Annotated in this window: 8 protein-coding genes; 6 read left to right on the forward strand and 2 right to left on the reverse strand. The window is 69.3% G+C overall.

What is annotated here, in order from left to right:
• Positions 1–166 precede the first annotated feature (166 nt).
• The 6 genes from ACWEK3_RS27600 to ACWEK3_RS27625 all read left to right on the forward strand — a co-directional run bounded on the left by ACWEK3_RS27600 (position 167) and on the right by ACWEK3_RS27625 (position 13,533).
• The gene (locus ACWEK3_RS27600; protein WP_453250836.1) at positions 167–4,147 is read left to right on the forward strand and encodes a PglY protein; all 3,981 of its coding nucleotides are present in this window, start codon (positions 167–169) and stop codon (positions 4,145–4,147) included.
• Entirely contained in the window at positions 4,147–6,948 is a 2,802-nt protein-coding gene (gene pglZ / locus ACWEK3_RS27605; protein WP_453250837.1) for a BREX-2 system phosphatase PglZ, read from the forward strand. Before ACWEK3_RS27600 ends, pglZ begins: the two co-directional genes overlap by 1 nt.
• Positions 6,945–8,279 (forward strand): BREX system ATP-binding protein BrxD, encoded by a 1,335-nt coding sequence (brxD, locus tag ACWEK3_RS27610; protein ID WP_453250838.1) that lies wholly within the window; start codon positions 6,945–6,947, stop codon positions 8,277–8,279. Before pglZ ends, brxD begins: the two co-directional genes overlap by 4 nt.
• On the forward strand, positions 8,276–10,438 hold the full coding sequence (locus ACWEK3_RS27615; RefSeq protein ID WP_453250839.1) for a DEAD/DEAH box helicase: 2,163 nt from the start codon (positions 8,276–8,278) through the stop codon (positions 10,436–10,438). Before brxD ends, ACWEK3_RS27615 begins: the two co-directional genes overlap by 4 nt.
• A gap of 1,167 nt (positions 10,439–11,605) precedes the next feature.
• The gene (locus tag ACWEK3_RS27620; RefSeq protein WP_453250840.1) at positions 11,606–12,214 is read left to right on the forward strand and encodes a hypothetical protein; all 609 of its coding nucleotides are present in this window, start codon (positions 11,606–11,608) and stop codon (positions 12,212–12,214) included.
• Positions 12,211–13,533, forward strand: coding sequence for a 7-cyano-7-deazaguanine synthase (locus ACWEK3_RS27625; RefSeq protein WP_453250841.1), 1,323 nt, complete (start codon positions 12,211–12,213; stop codon positions 13,531–13,533). The genes ACWEK3_RS27620 and ACWEK3_RS27625 overlap by 4 nt, the downstream gene beginning before the upstream one ends.
• Before the next feature lie 162 nt (positions 13,534–13,695).
• Here ACWEK3_RS27625 and ACWEK3_RS27630 read toward each other — a convergent pair whose 3' ends face one another.
• Entirely contained in the window at positions 13,696–14,418 is a 723-nt protein-coding gene (locus tag ACWEK3_RS27630) for a hypothetical protein (RefSeq protein WP_453250842.1), read from the reverse strand.
• A 304-nt stretch (positions 14,419–14,722) separates the two neighbouring features.
• Positions 14,723–16,132 (reverse strand): hypothetical protein, encoded by a 1,410-nt coding sequence (locus tag ACWEK3_RS27635; protein ID WP_453250843.1) that lies wholly within the window; start codon positions 16,130–16,132, stop codon positions 14,723–14,725.
• Positions 16,133–16,697 lie beyond the last annotated feature (565 nt).

Genomic DNA, 16,697 nt, shown 5'->3' on the forward strand with positions numbered 1-16,697 from the left:
CGTCTTCCAGTCGGGCACTCAAGGTGATCCCGCGGGCACTATGCGGTACGAAGAATTCCGCACCGACGGACATACGTGTCGGTGCCGCCTGGCAGGATGGGGAGACGTCGAGAAGTGCGCGAGCCGTGCGGCCGAGCCGCGAGCCGAGAGAGGGAATGACCGTCTGATGCCCACGAGCGAGCTCCTGCTGAAGGACGTCATCGAGATCAAGGAAGACGTCCATGCCGGCGACTTCAAGATCGAGCTCTCCCAGGGGTTCAGCGAGACCGACGCCCGGGTGGCCGAGTACGTGGTCACCGAGCAGCTCCAGAAGGCGTTCCGGCAGGCCCTGGACATCGTGGCGGCCTGCGTCAGGACGGGCAACTCGGAAGCCGCCTACCTGCACGGCTCGTTCGGCTCTGGCAAGAGCCACTTCCTGACTGTGCTGCACGCCGTGCTCAACAACCATCCGTCCGTCCGCACCAAGTCCCGGCTGGTGGAGGTCGTGGCGCCGCACGACGAGTGGCTGCGGCGGAGCAAGTTCCTGATGGTGCCGTACCACCTCGTCGGCTCCGCCGACCTCGACTCCGCGCTTCTCGGCGGCTATGTGCACACGGTGCGCGAACTCCACCCCGACAAGCCGCTGCCCCCCGTCTACCGGGCCGACGCCCTGCTGGCCGACGCCCGGAACCAGCGGGAGTTCCTCGACGACGACGCCAAGTTCCTGCAGTGGCTCGGCAAGGGCGCCGCAGCCCTCGCCCCGAACGCGGCCGGGCCCGTGGAGACCGACCCCGACGACATGCCGATGCTGGACGGCGAGGCCGAGGCACTGCCCACCGGGACGTGGACCGGCGCCGACTTCGACCGGGCGTTCGCGGGCGCACCCGACGACCCCTACCGCGAGCGGCTGGTCTCCGCCCTGCTCAGCGGCCCCATGGCCGCCTACGCGCAGGGCATGCGCGGCGAGGCCAGCGCGTTCCTGCCGCTGGAGAACGGCCTCAAGGTCATCTCCCGGCACGCCCAGTCCCTCGGTTACACCGGAGTCGTCCTCTTCCTCGACGAACTGGTCCTGTGGCTCCAGGCGAAGATGGGCAACCAGGACTTCGTGCGCGACCAGGTGCAGCGGCTGGTCAAGCTGATCGAGTCGGGGGACAGCGGCCGGCCGGTGCCGATCGTGTCGTTCATCTCCCGCCAGCGAGATCTGTCCCAGCTGATCGGCTCAGACGTCGTCGGCGCCGACGTGACCAACCTCGAGAGCCAGATCGAGTACCTGGCCGAGCGGTTCAACGTCGTAGACCTCGAGGACAGCAACCTCGTCGAGATCATCAAGCATCGCGTCCTCGCCCCGAAGCCCGGCATGGAGTCGGTGCGCGACGACGCGTTCAAGCTCGTCGAGTCGTCCAACGACGAGGTGCGCCAGATCCTCCTGGACGCGCAGGGCCGCACGGAGGCCTCCTGGGACGACTTCCGGGAGCTGTACCCGCTCTCGCCGGCCCTCCTCAACGTCCTCGTCGACCTCTCGGGCGCCCTGCAGCGCGAGCGCACCGGCCTCAAACTCGTCCAAGAGCTGCTGCGCCGCCGCCGCAACGACCTGAAGCTCGGCGAACTCATCCCGCTCGGCGACCTGTGGGACGTCATCGCCCACCGCTCCGGCGCCGCGTTCACCCCCCGACTGCGCAAGGACGCGGAGACCGCCGGCCACTTCCACGAGCGGGTGAGCGAAGAGCTGCTGCGCAAGTACGGCAACCCCGGCGACAAGCGGTTCCAGGCCGACGAGCGGCTGGTCAAGACCCTGCTGCTGGCCGCGCTCGCACCCAACGTGCCCGCGCTGACCCGGCTCACAGGCACCCGGCTCGCCGCACTCAACCACGGCTCGATCCGGACCCGGGTGGGAGACGCCGGCTCCGTCGCAGCCAAGCGGCTGCGGGAGCTGCAGGTCTCCTTCGACAGCGAGCTGCGCAGCGAGGGGGACAAGACCGACCCCGTCTTCCACCTGCACCTCTCCGACATCGACGTTGAACCGCTCCTCGAAGAGGTGCAGGGCGTCGCCGACCAGCTCGGCTACCGGCGGCAGTGGATCAAGGACCAGCTCTGGCGCGAGCTGGGCATTCAGGACACCCAGCCCTTCGTCTGCGAACGGGACGTCGTCTGGCGCGGCACTAAGCGGACCGTCGAATTCATCTTCGGCAACGTGCGCGATCCCCACCTGCCCGACGACGAGTTCGCGCCCCAGCAGCCCGGAAATCTCCGCATCGTCTTCGACTACCCCTTCGACGACGGCGACCACGGCCCCATCGACGACCTCCAGCGCGTCAAACGGCTCCGGGGAGCGGGCCGCACCGAGCCCACGCTCGTCTGGCTGCCCGACTTCTTCTCCGAACAGACCTCCCGGCAGCTCGGCCGGCTACTGAAGATCAACTACCTGCTGGAACGCGACCGGCTCGAAGAGCACACGGCCACCCGCCCCGCCGAGGAGCGGGCACAGATTCGCAACCAGCTCAAGGCGTCCCGCGACAACATCAGCGGCCACCTCACCGACGCCCTGCTCCAGCTGTACGGGATCAACCGCGCCGAACCGGAGATCGTCGGGGCGACCGTCCCCGACGGACAGCACCTGGTCTCCCTGCTGCCGGGCTTCACCCGTACCCGCCCCGAGCCGTCGGTCGGGTTCGAGCAGAACCTGCTGCTGCTTGCCGACGGCATGTTCGCCGCCCGCTACCCCAAGCACCCCGACTTCGACCCGCGGCTGACCCGCAAGGCTGTCACCCTGCGCGAACTCAAGACCACCATGGAGTGGATCGCCCGGGCGATGGAGGACGGCTCCCGGCGCGTCGTGGTGGACAGCCACCAGCTGCCCGTCGTCAGGAAGATCGTGCACGCGCTCGGTCTGGGCGAGGTCCACGACGGACCGCTCAACGTCAGCAACGACTGGCGGCTGCGCATCAACAAGAAGGCCGCCGAGAGCTCCGACACCGGCGATGACCTGGCCGTCGAGACGATCCGGGAATGGATCACCGAGCTCGGCTACGAAGGCCTCGACCGCAACGTCGGCAACCTGATCATCGCGACCTACGCGCTGCTCGACGACCGCACCTGGATCTACCAGACCCAGGTGGTACCGCAGCCGCCCGAACTGGACCGCATCGTCCCCGGCTACGGCCTGCGCGCCGTCGCCCTCCCCGACGAGGACACCTTCGCCACCGCGCTGCGGCGCGCCGGGGCGATCTTCGGGCAGAGCGTCTCACCCGTGCTCTTTGCCCGGAACGTCTCGCGGCTCGCCGCGCAGGTGCGCGCTGTCGCCGAGGAACACCGCACCGCGGTGGGAGAGATCCGGACACTCCTCCAGGACAACGCCGTACGGCTCGGCCTCGAAGGGCCCGGCGGCACGGACGCGCCGCGGCTGAAGTCCACAAAGGCCGCCGCCGACCTGATCGCCCGACTGCTGCGCACCACCGATGCCACGCCCCTCGTGGAGGAACTGGCGGGTGCCACCTACGAGGTGACGGATCGTGAGATCGGTGCCGCGCTCAAGCAGGCTCCCGAGGTGCTGCGGGCACTGAGGGCGCTGCGGGACACCCACTGGTCCGACCTGGACATGGTCCGCGAGCTCGCGGGCCGGGACGACGGGGTGGGCGACCGGGCGAAGCAGCTGCTCGACACCGTCCGGCGGGCGGCGAACGCCCACGAGGAGGACGAGTCCCTCGTCCCGGTGCTGGACTCGCTGCAGGAGTCGGCTGTGGCCCTCATGCGGGAAGCCACCCGGCTCGCCCAGGCGGCCCGGCCGGTCGAGCCCGCACCGCGTGCCGAGCCGGACGTCGCGCCGACCGCGGAGGACGTGCGTCTCACCCAGCACGGCACGCCCCCGGTGCCCGCAGCCCCCACCGGCTCCGCGGAGCCGGGCGGGGGCACTCCGCGCTCCGGGCCGGTCCGGCAGGACCCGCGCGTACGCTACGCGGCCGAGCCGGCTGGCTCTCCCGCCGCGTACGTCATCGAACCCACCCGTCTGGAGACTACGCTCGCGGCGACCGTCGACGGGCTGAGCGCCGACATCCGCCGCTTCCTCACCGCGCACCCCGGCACCCGCGTCCAGGTCACCTGGCAGGTGATCGAGGACGCCCACGGCGAGGCCGGCGACACCGACCGGGACGAGAAGGAGACCGAACGCTGATGGCGCTCCTGCCACAGGTGGGACGGCGCACCGTCGAGGCGCTCCTGGACCGGCACGCCAAGAAGCTGGCCGAGCACAGTCTCATGCTGGTCCACGGACAGTACGCGGCCGGGTCGGCCACCACCTTCACCGCCGAGGTCGGTGAGCGGACCCGTCGCGTCACGGTGCGCGACGAGTCCTCCGTCCTCGGCATCCTGGCCGCCTGGCACAGCCACCGCGCCGAGGCCGCCCCCGGCGACCTGCTGGTGGTCACCACCGGCGTCGACGACGACCAGCTCGGCTGGGACCTGCGCGGGCGCGCGGTGCACCGGCGCACCCTCACCGTCGAGAAGGCCGAGATCGTGATGCAGCGGTTCGGGGCCACCGGACTCGACGTGCGCATGTACCGCGAGGACTGGCTGCTCCAGGCCCTCGTCGATGCCGAACCCGCCGGACGGGGATGGCCGCGCACCGCGGGCACCCTCACCCGGGACGCCGCCCTGCGCGCCCTGGTCGTCGAACGCCTCGGACTCGACCACCCGGACATCTCGCCCCACGCCCCGGCGGAAGCCGCCGTGGATGCGGACGTGCTGCTCGCCTGGTCGCGCACCCCCGCCGGAACGCGCCGTTTCGCCGAACTCGGCGACACCGAACGCGCGGAGCTGAAGAAGTGGCTCGGCGAGGTCGCCGGGCCCGCCGTCCCCGTCCTGCTCACCCTCGCCGAGATCGGACGGGGACATGACGCGATGGCGCTCGGCTTGCTCGGCGCCGCGCTGCGTGACCCCGCCGCCGACCCCGACGTGGCCCTCGCCGTCGGTGGACTGTTCGGTAAGGCCGGACCGCGCCGGGGCGAGATCGGCGCCTTCACCGACGCGGTGGAGGGCACCCTCCTGCGCTGGATAGGAGAGGCCGCGGGTTCGCTCGACGCGCGCCACAAGGTGTTCGCCGTGTTGCAGCGCGCTGACGACCTGGCCCGGGACGCCGGTCTCACCGCAGGCCTCAACGGCAGCCGTTTCCTCCTGTCCAGCTTCGCCGCCCAGCTCGCCGCGGTCGTCGAGGGCGCTCACAGGTCCCCGGCGCAAGGCGAGAGCGCACTGGCCGAGCTGACCGGGCACGCCCTGGCCGGACTCTTCCCCGACCGGGTGCGCGTTGCCGAGATGGCCGTGCGCCTCGCGCGGTGGCTGCGCCAGGGACCACCCGCAGTGACCTCCGTGGCCACGGGCGTGCGCGACCACGTCGCCGAGTGGGGGTGGGTCGACCGGGCGCTGTCCGTTCTCTGGGCCGGCGACCCCGGCGGCGACCCAGCCGTCGCACGGAGCCTGCGCGACCTCTACGAGGACGGACGGGCCCAGCGCGAACGACTCGACGAGCAGTTCGCCCGGCACCTGGTCGGCTGGACTCCGAACGCCACCGCCCAGCAACCGGGCGGCTGCCTGGTTGTCGAGAACGTTCTCGACACCGTCGTCCGTCCCCTGACGACGGGCGGAGCGCCTCTGGTGATCGTGCTCGACGGGATGAGCAGCGCCGTCGCCGCGCAACTGGGGGAGGAAGCCGAACGGGAAGGCTGGCAGGAGATCGTGCCTCGGCCCGGTGAAGGCGCACGGCGCACCCGCCTCGCAGCCGTCTCCATGCTGCCCTCGATCACCCGCACGAGCCGGGCGTCCCTGCTCAGCGGCACGGCCACCCAAGGGGGACAGTCCGCCGAGATCTCCGGGTTCGCAGCGTTCTGGAAGAAGCGGCGCAAGGACGCGGTCCTCTTCCACAAGGCGTCGATAGGGGGAGACGCGGGCCACTTCCTCGCCCAGGAACTCACCTCCGCGCTCGCCTCCGACGCGGTCGTCGGAGTCGTCCTCAACACCATCGACGACGCGCTCGACTCCGGCCAACAAAGGCAGCGCACCGTGTGGTCCCTCGGCGACATCACCTACCTGCGGGAGCTGCTGGCCGCCGCCCGCAGCTACGCACGTCCCGTCGTCCTCGTCGCCGACCACGGACACGTCATCGACCGCGGCCGGGGCCGGGTGACCCCTGCTGCGGACGGCGGCGGGTCGGCGCGCTGGCGGCCGGACACCGACGCCGGTGACGGCGAGGTCGTGCTGAGCGGACCGCGCGTCCTCGAGGGAGACGGCACCATCACCGTTCCCTGGCACGAGGACATCCGGTACGCCGCCCGCAGGGCTGGCTACCACGGCGGGGCTTCCCTCGCCGAGGTCACCGTCCCGGCCCTCGTCCTCCTTCCCTCGAAGGAACTGGCTCCGCGCGAGTGGGAACCGCTGCCCCGCGAACAGGCCGCGCCCTCCTGGTGGAAGGCCACCACCACGGCACCCGTCGAGGTGCCGGAATCTCGGCCGGAGAGCGCCACGCAGTCCGCGCGGAGGCCGGCGAAGCCCGCGCGTCGGCAGAACGAGGAACTCTTCGGCACCGACGACGTGGTGATGCCCGAAGCGGTGCCGGAGACCACGCCCGCTCCCGCGACCCTCGGCGGGCGTGTGGTGGCGAGCGAGGTGTACGAGGCGCAGAAGGAGTACGTACGCAAGGCTCCGGAAGGCAAGGTCGTCGCCGCTGTCATCGACGCGCTCGCCGCCGCCGGGGGCACCATGTCGCCCGCCGCCCTGGCCGCCGCCATCTCGGCGACCGGCCGGGTGCGGCGCAACATCGAGGGCTTTGTCGCCACCGTGCAGCGCCTGCTCAACGTTGAGGGGTACCCGGTACTCGGCTTTGTCGACGCCGGTCACGCGGTGAAGCTCGACGTCGCCCTGCTCCGGGACCAGTTCCTGGTCGACGAAGCGCGGGCCGGGGCGCCGAAGAAGGAGACGCTATGAGCGCGGCGGCCCCGGCCAGCCCCGTACGCATGCGGGAGGTCGTGGACGCGCTGCGGCGCGGCACCGTACCGCAGGCCGGGCTGGACCTGCTCGCCGTCGGCCTGGACCGGTTCGAGACCGCGCTCGACGACAACCTGGCGGCAACGGCACGAGGCGGAGCGGCATTCCACGCCATCCGCGGCGAGTACGGCTCCGGTAAGACGTTCTTCGCGCGGTGGCTCGCCGAACGCGCCAAGCGTGCCGGACTCGCCACGGCGGAAGTCCAGATCTCCGAGACCGAGACCCCGCTGCACCGGCTGGAGACGGTCTACCGCAGGCTCACCGAGCGTCTGACGACCGCCACTCACCAGCCCAGCGCACTGCGCGCGGTCGTCGACTCGTGGTTCTACACACTGGAGGAAGAGGTCCTCGACGCCGGGGAGACGGATGAGGAGGACGAGGCGGCGCTCGCCGCGGCTGTCGACGCGCTCATGGAGCGCAGACTCGCCGACGTCGCCAGGACCACCCCTGCCTTCGCCGCCGCACTGCGCGGCTACCGGCGGGCCGTGGCCGCCGGAGACGGGGCGACGGCGGAAGCACTCATCGCCTGGCTCGGCGGCCAGAAGTCGGTCGCGGCCTCCGCCCGTCGCAGTGCCGGCGTTCGGGGGGACCTCGACCACTTCGCGGCCCTCGGCTTCCTGCAGGGGCTGCTCACCGTGCTGCGCGACTGCGGCCACCCGGGCCTCCTCCTCGTCCTCGACGAGATCGAGACCCTGCAACGTGTACGGGGTGACGTCCGGGAGAAGGGCCTCAACGCGCTGAGGCAGCTGCTGGACGAGATCGACGCGGGCCGGTTTCCGGGGCTCTTCCTCGTCATCACGGGGACCCCGGCGTTCTACGACGGGCAACAGGGTGCGCAGCGGTTGCCTCCGCTCGCACAACGACTGGCCACCGACTTCACGACTGACCCGCGCTTCGACTCCCCGCGCGCCGTCCAGCTCCGGCTCCCGGGATTCGACCTGCCCCAGCTTGGCGAGCTCGGCCGTAGCGTGCGGGACCTGTATGCCCGGATCGCACGCCATCCCGAGCGGGTGACCGAGCGGGTCGACGACGCGTATCTGACGGAGCTGGCCAGAGCCGTCACCGGCGGACTCGGCGGCAAGGTCGGCGTCGCGCCCCGCGTGTTCCTGCGCAAGCTGGTGGCCGACGTTCTCGACCGCGTCGACGAGTTCGAGGACTTCGACCCTCGCACGCACTACGCGCTCACCATCACCTCGTCCGAGCTCACCGAGACCGAACGCAACGCGGCCGCGTCCGGGGACGCCGGCGCCGTCGAACTGGAGCTGCCGTGAGCGCCGGGGACCTGGACCCGGCGCTCCTCCACCACATCGTCAACACCCTGGGGTGGCGGAGCCTGCGTCCACTCCAGGAAGCAGCCGTCACCCCCCTGGTCTGTGGAGACGACGCCGTCCTGCTCGCTCCCACTGCAGGTGGCAAGACCGAGGCAGCCGCCTTCCCCCTGCTGACTCGGATGATGGGGGAGCGGTGGAACGGTACGTCCGTCCTCTACGTCTGTCCGCTGAAGGCCCTGCTCAACAACTTGTTGCCACGGTGGGAGACCTACACCTCCTGGCTGGGCCGTACTGCGGCCCTGTGGCACGGGGACACCACGGCCGGTGTCCGCAAACGGATCCTCGCCGCACGTCCCGACGTCCTGCTCACCACGCCGGAATCGCTCGAAGCGATGCTGGTGAGCGCCAACGTCGACCACACCTCGTTCTTCTCGGGATTGCGGGCCGTCGTAGTGGACGAGGTGCATGCCTTCGCCGGTGACGACCGGGGATGGCACCTCCTCGCCGTACTGGAACGACTGCAACGGGTCGCAGGTCGACCCGTGCAGCGCGTCGGCCTCTCGGCGACCGTCGGCAATCCGGAAGCCCTGCTCACCTGGTTGCAGGGTTCTGGGGCAAGTAAGCGGCCGGGGCAGGTCATCGCTCCCTACCTCATCGAGCCTCCGTCCGCAGGGGATGGAGCCGAAGCCGCGCCCGCGACATCCGGAGGGCCGACCGCCGTACCGTCGGGAGACATCCAACTCGACCACGTCGGCTCCCTGGACAACGCGGCCACCGTCATCGCCGCATTGCACCGTGGCGAGAAGCGCCTCGTCTTCTGCGAGTCACGGCGCTACGTGGAGGAGCTGGGGGAAAAGCTCCGTGCCAAGGGCGTCACCACCTTCCTGTCGCATGCTTCCCTCTCCCTCGACGAGCGCCGGCGTGCCGAGGCGGCTTTCGCCGAGGCCCGCGACTGCGTGATCATCTCCACCAGCACACTGGAACTCGGCATCGACGTGGGTGACCTGGACCGCGTCATCCAGATCGACGCTCCTGCCTCGGTCGCCTCCTTCCTCCAGCGCCTCGGCCGCTCCGGACGCCGTGCAGGGGCCGCACGCAACTGCCTGTTCCTCGCCCTGGACGAGGACGGTCTGCTGGCCGCGGCCGGACTGCTGCTTAAGTGGTCGCAGGGCTGGGTGGAACCGGTCGTCGCGCCACCGGAGCCTCGGCACATCGTCGCCCAGCAGCTCCTAGCGCTGTGCTTGCAGGAGAACCGCGTCGGTGAGCACTTGTGGCAGGAGTGGTGGAACGGACTCGGTCCCTTCGGCACATCCGCCGCCGAGCCCATCGTCCGGCACCTTGTCGACCAGGGGTACCTGGACAGGGACGGCGGCATGCTGTTCATCGGGCCGGAGGCCGAGCGGCGCTTCGGACACCGACACTTCATGAACCTCACCGCCGTGTTCACCGCACCGCCGCAGTTCACAGTCCTCCAAGGGCGCACAGAGATCGGCCGAACCGACCCCAGCCTTCTCACCGAGCGGATCGACGGTCCGCGTCGGCTTCTGCTGGCCGGCCGCAATTGGCAGGTCACCTACATCGACTGGCGGCGCAGACGCTGCTTCGTCGAACCCGTCGACGGGGGAGGCAAGGCGAAGTGGAGCAGCGCCGGGTTCGGCTTGGCGGGCTCCCATGAGCTCACGCGCGCCGAGCGCCAGGTGCTGCTGGGCCAGGACCCGCCCGTGAAGATGACACAACGGGCGACCAGCGCCCTGCACCGGACGCGCGAGGAGTACCTGGACCGGGTGCATCCCGGAGGCACGTTGATCATTCAGGACGTACGGGGCCACGTGCGCTGGTGGACCTGGGCGGGGCACCGCGCCAACGCCACGCTCGCCGCGACTCTCGACACGCTGGTCGTGCCGGGGCAGTACATCAACGACCGCTGGATCCGACTGCGGGAGGACGTCACCGCGCACAGTTGGAACGACGCCACCAAGGACATGACGGACCGGTTGTGTCTGCCAGACGTCGACGAACGCGCACTACGAGGCCTGAAGTTCGGTGAGGCCCTGCCACCACGTCTCGCCCAGGCGACCCTGTCGGCCCGGCTCGCCGACGTGCAGTCGGCTGCTGCCGTGCTCACGGAACCGGTGCGTTTTCTCCGGCGCGAGAGGTGACATCGGCGTCGTGCTCCGACGGAACGGGAAAGTAGGCGGTGAGCAGGCCCGCACATGAGAATTGGACATCCTGTACAAACGGGTGTGTGTTGTCCGGAAGAGACCAGGGGGCGCCGTGACCTGCCGCGCTTGACGGAGCCGAGCCGCTGACCTGCGCGAATGGCCTTTCGGGTGTTTCACGGTCGTGCCCGCTAATGCCGCTGGACGTCCCAGAAAAGTCCCAGGGCGGTCCCACTGTCTGCAGCCACTCTTTCGGCTCTGTGCAGGGTGTGGGAGTGCGGTGTGGGTTGTTGTTCGTGCATGGGCGAGAGGGCGCGGATCCGCTGCCGAGGAAAAGCCGACCAAGATCCTTTACCGGGGTTTCTCTCAAACAATCACCGGAGACGCAGGACGGACCTGACCTTCAGTGAGGACTCAAGCCCTTGACTTGGTACTTCTCTGTTTGGGTGGCGGGATTTGAACCCACGACCTCTTCGTCCCGAATGAGGTTCGGGCGTGAACGACACCGGGTGGTTTGTTGATTTGCCTGGTCAGGGCCTTGGGCTGGGGTGGTTCCGGGGGTCTCGAAGGGGCTCGGGGAGCGGGTTGGCTCCCAGATGGCTCCCAGCGGGACCTCAGCCAGCGACCGCTGAGTCCGCCCTTCGCGCCGTGTCCACGGAGGTCGACCGCGGCGAGCAGGCCGACCCTCCGCTGAGCCACGCGGAGCTGGCCTAGCGTTCCACAGCAGGCGCGAATCACACGACACACGGCGAAAGGACCAATTTCGCCAGACCCTGACCTGCCCTGGACCGGGGCCTGCACGATGTCCATGACTCAGCGCTACGTCTGGTCGCGCTCCCAGGTACGTGTGTCACAGAAGGTGATATTCCTGGCCGGTTGATTGCTGGACCGGTCCGTGCCGCCCTGGCCGAGTCCCGCCCTACCTGGGGATCGTCCGGTCTGATGCCATGGCTGGGAGAGCGAGGCGGAAGACCATCGGTTGGGGGTGCTGTGGGGACATCCACGCGATGGAAGGGGCCGAGCGGCGACCGGTGGAGCTCTGCTGCGAGGCGGCTGGCGCGCTGGCGAGAGGACTCGCGGAACGCGGATCAGCGGCTGGAGGAGATCGCCGCGGACCATCTGCGTGCCCTGCACGAGACGCTCCGTGCCGATCGATCAGCTTTCGGCTTGTACGACACGGCCTGTGCGGCCGGTGAACGGCTCGCCGGGGCCCTGGGCTCGCTGGCCGCCGAGGGCGCGGAGTCGGCGGACGCGCTCGTCGCACGGCTCGTCTCGGAGGTCGGCGGAGACGGCGGCACGCTCGCCGACGCCGCGGTGCGCAGGGGGGTGGCCGCGGCGGTCCGCGATGTCCGGGACAGGCATCCCGAGCTGGACGACGCCATGGACGCGGGTGCTGCGGGTGGCTTCGCCTGGGACATCCTGTGCGATCTCTACCAGGTGTTCTTCGCCGACATGGTGGGGGAGTTCCTCCGGTCCGCTGTCGCCGAACACGTCAAACTGGCCGTGCCGGTGCTCATCGCGACCGATCCGGAAGGCAAGATCGCCGACTGGGTCGCGGAGAAGGTGGTGGATCTGGTGCCGAATCCCTGCGAGGAGTCCGCCGAAGCGACGGATCTCGCACAGGCCGTGGACACCGCGCAGTCGGTAGTGGGCGCCGCGCAGGATCCGTCGGCCGTGTTGCCCAAGATCGCCGAGTCGCTGGTACCGCGGGCGGTCGGCAAGGTACTTGGCCTCATCACTGAGGAGACCACCGGAGAAGAAGGAGATGCGGCGTGACCGGTTCCGACCACTTCCTGTGGTGGCGCGGCCCCCGCGCGGACCGGCCTCGTGATGCCCGCTGGATGGAGATCAGCGAGGAAGCCTTCCAGGAAAAGGAGCGCCGCATCACCGGCCGGCACCATCTGCCCGGTCCGGTCCCCGACTGGGCCGAGGACCTGTTCCGCGTTGCCCGGGCCGCGTTCATCGCCGACAAGTACGTCCGCCGGACCGGCGTCCGGGACCGATGGACCCGCCGCATCCGCCTCGCCGTGCCCGTCACGGAACATGAGCGGTGGCAGAGCGCAGCCGTCCGTACCCACCTCACCGCACTCCTCCAAATCCTCACCGGGGACATCTGGAATGTGGACTTCCGGCCTCTCACCGGGCACCACGTCGAGGAGGTGATGGTCTCTCCTGACGACCCGCGTGCCTCGGAAGTCGCGCTGTTCTCCGGTGGACTGGATTCCCTGAGCTGGGCCGCCACCCGCTCGTGCGCCGACGACCCACGACCGCTGCTGCTCGTGATGTTCCGCGAGATCGGCCTGCTGCGTCTCCAACAGCGGGTGTACCAGGCAGTCAAGCGACTGGACGGGCCACGGCCGGTGATGCTGCTACCGATGAGCCAGACCCCGGCGGGCGACGGCTCCGGGCTGCGGCTGGAAACCTCCTCCCGCACCCGCGGCCTGCTGTACGCGGCGGGCGCGATCCGCGCCGCTACCGCGCACGGAGTGCTCACCGTCCACATCCCCGAGAACGGCCAGCTCGCTCTCAATCCGTCCCTGACGCCGGCGCGTTCAGCCGCCTGCTCTACCCGTTCCGTGCACCCGTGGACGCTGGGCCGGCTGAACGCCTTGGTAACCGCCGTCGGTGACGCCGGGAGCGCGGTGCGGGTGGTCAACCCCTTGACGCGGCTGACGAAAGGCGAAGTGTGCAGTGCCGCACGCGATGCGGGCCTTACCCCGTCTGACCTGGAATCCACCTTGAGCTGCGGCAGGCCACCCGCCCGCCGCAATGGCGGCCCTCCCATCGCCAACTGCGGTGTCTGCTTCCCGTGTCTGGTGCGCCGCTCCGGGCTGCTCCACGCAAACGGCAGCGACGGCACCCGGTACGAGGCATTGCCGTGGGCGGACGATCTCCCCTTCGACCGGGGCGCCGACTGGCGCGCACTGCAGCGGTGGCTGCTCGGCCGGTACACCCTTACGGATGTCCTCACCGATACCCCGCTGCCGCCGGACACGGACCCGGCCATGGCGTTCGACTTGATCAGGCGCGGGCGGGAGGAACTGGCCCGGCTGCTTCATATCGCGGAGGCGGCTGAGGCCGCTGACGCGGCATAGACGACGCAGGCAAGATCCAGCTCGCACCAGGCCGCCTTGGTGGTCATGGACGGCATCCAACCGGACTCGTGCCGCGCTGTCAGTGTTGTTGGTGGATGCATACGGGCAGAGGTGTCCACTCGAGCGGTCAACCAGCGCCGGGCCAGCGGACGTGACTCGCGTCTATGCGCCGTCCGCGGCTCGGCGGCGAAGACTGTCGATGTAGTCCGGACGGAGTACACGGCGACACCGCGGACGCTTTCCTGCGTTGATGTCCTCCGCATACTTGGCCAGGTGCTCGGGGTTCTTGCCCGACCACCCATTTGCGAGCGCCCACCCCTGCATGGCCTCGCCGTCCATCCAGATGCCGGCGTTGTGCAGCGCAAGGAGGCTGCTCACGACTGTGTCCTTCTCGAAGCCTGCGGAGATGGTGTTGTTGTGGTTGATCGTCAACGTCAGGCTCTTCAGTGCCTCGACGATGACAGGGTCGAGCTCGGGTGTCAGGTCCTCCCAGGCCGAGCCGTCGCCCAGGATCGAAGGCCGTACGGCTGTCACCCACGGCCTGATGCCGTCTTCGCTCCACGTGATGACACAAAGCGCCCGGATGCGGTGGCTGCCGTACTGCACCAGCTTCCCGATGTCTGCCATGTCCGGCCAGGCCATGAGCACGGGACCGATTCCACGGATGAACCCGCCGCCTCTGCCGGTGACGTGCTCGACATTGGAGTGTCGGTTGACGAGCTGTTCCAACTCCGAGCAGTTGCGCAGGTTGGACTTGAGGCTGGTCCATACGGTGAGCGTGTCGCCGTCCTCCATGTGCTCGCAGCACCAGTCGATGGCCGCGCCCACACCCTCAGCGTCATAGCTGGCGACAGCGCACGGGTAGTTCACGTCGCGATCGAACATTCCTGCTCCCTGTTCTCGGGTCGGACAGGGATCACGCTATGCGCAGGCACTGACAGAGCCGCAGTACGTGCGTTCCTCAGGACCTCCGGTGCTCAGCTCTTCGACCCAGTCCGGACAAGCCGATGGTGAATCCTTGCGTCAGACCAGCGCCCTCCCGTCGGCGAGATCCGTTACTGAACTCGAAGTGAGGGAACGCTCCCACCGCGGAACGGGAAGCGATCACCTCAGAACTGGGAGGCGATCCTTAACCGCGGGCGTCGACCGGGGTTCGGACTGCCGAGCGCGATCCCGGCGGATCCACTCACTATCGGTAACGCCAGGTTTGCCGCAGCCGCAATACTTCGGTCGCCCAGTGGGCTTCAAGCTCCGAAGTCGGGATGCGCTCGCGGCCGAGGCTGAAGCGAACGTGGCGGTAGAGCCAGTGCAGTGAAGCGTCCGTGCTGGTGATCAGCGTGGACAGCAAAGGTTCGTCGGCCGGTGTTTCCCGATCCACGGCCACGAGCAACTCGCCTTGGTCATCGGGGTGCAGGTGAGGCAGGCCGCCGCCCATCCGCAGACGGAGGTCTCTCCACGTCAAGAGTCTGCCGCCGCTACGGGCGGCGTCCGCGAGGATCTCGCGGGCAGCGGTTGCGAGTTTGTCGATGGTCTCAATCGGGAGGCGATCAGCATGCCGTGGGTCGGCTGTGCCGTCCGTCTGCTGGGGGGACGCGTTCCGCGGCGCGGTTGTTTCCGCCGGCGCGGAACGCTCGCGCTCGACGGGCCTGTGGTCTTTCAACCGGCGTCGCCAGCGTTTCACTTCCCTGTCCTCCGCAGGGGGTAGCGGTTGGGCCAGTTGGCGGCGGAGCCTCACGATCTCGTCGAGTGTGTCGGCGAGTTCATCCGCGGATCGGGTCTCACGGGTGCGGCCCAGCTCGGCGAGTAGCTGGCGGATCTTCCGAAGAGGCGGGTCCACTTGTTTCTTCGGGTCCCGCTCATGGCACCACGCCTTCACTTCACGCATGAAGGGCGTGTACTTCTCCCGGTCGGTCGGTGACAGTCGCCGTGCGTAGACCGGGCCTGCCAGGCGCCGGGCCGTCTCTACTGCCGCCCGATCTCCGGCTTCCTGGGCGGCGCCGATCTCCTGGACGAGCCACTCGAATTCGGCCCGTGCCTCGGCAAAAGCGGCGAGCTGTGCCGCTTCCGTCGAGTCTTCGACGGGCACCGCGTCGTGAGCCTGCTCGGATTCACGGGTGCTGATCCACTCCCGCATGTCAGCACGCAGACGGTGGAGACGCTCTCGCACCTCTCCCGTGAGCTCGTGGTCGCTGATCCTCTCCGCCTCTTGCCGAAGCTTTACTGCCTCTGCCAGATCGCCGGCAATCCTCGCTGTCACGAAGAGCTCCGAGATGCGGGCGACACTCCGCGCCGTCTCGATCCGCCGATCGTGCTCTCCTTGGCCGACCGCCGTGGAGTCGTTCGGTCCTCCGCCATGAGCCTTGGAATGCTGCTGTGCCGAATTCCTGCTGTCGGCAGGTCGGCTGGCCAGCTCCAGGCGCGTGATCGGACGGCCGATCAGACGGTCGAGGTCATTCAGGATGGGGTCACTGGCCTTCAGCCAGGAACGGAGAGTGCGGCTTTCACGACGGGCGTCGCGATACTGCCGGGCGTGCGCCTCGCCTTGTGCAATGGCTTGCGCCAGGCGAGTGGCGCGACGGCCGCTTGATCGGAGGAGCACAGCTGCCGCTTCTCGCAGCCTCGCCCGTATGACCACCAACTGTCGGGATGCCTCGACAGAGTCGGAGTGCCGGGTTGCCTCCTTTGTGTCGGCAACTGCCTCGGTGGGCGATGCTGCGGAAGTCGTCGGCACGGGCGCTGGCTTGTGGCCATACGCCTCATGCGCTTTCCTGATCGCGATCTCACTCCACCGGCGCAGAGCAGTCTCCGAGGGCGGGGCAGCGGCTCCGAGCAACCGCAGGACGGTGCCCAGGTAAGGAAGAGGGCGCCCGGAGCTGGCGACGATCAGGACGCACAGCAGCGGCCGGTCGGGGCTCAGTGGCTTGTCCACCGCGACCAGCAGGTCTCGACGTTTGGGGTCCGGCAGGTGAGCGAGGTCGAGCCCAGTCCGGCGGGCGAGCTCGTGCCATGTGGTCGTGGTGCCTTCTCGAGCCACTCGTTCCAGTGCCTGTCGGAGCACGGTGGCCGCCCCGGAACCTGTCAAAGGGATCAAGGCAGATAGATCGTTCTAACGTTGTGCCGGGATCAGTGGACCGTCTGGTGCCGGCTTGTTGATCCAGGCCGCT

The sequence above is a fragment of the Streptomyces sp. NPDC004721 genome, from assembly GCF_053601495.1.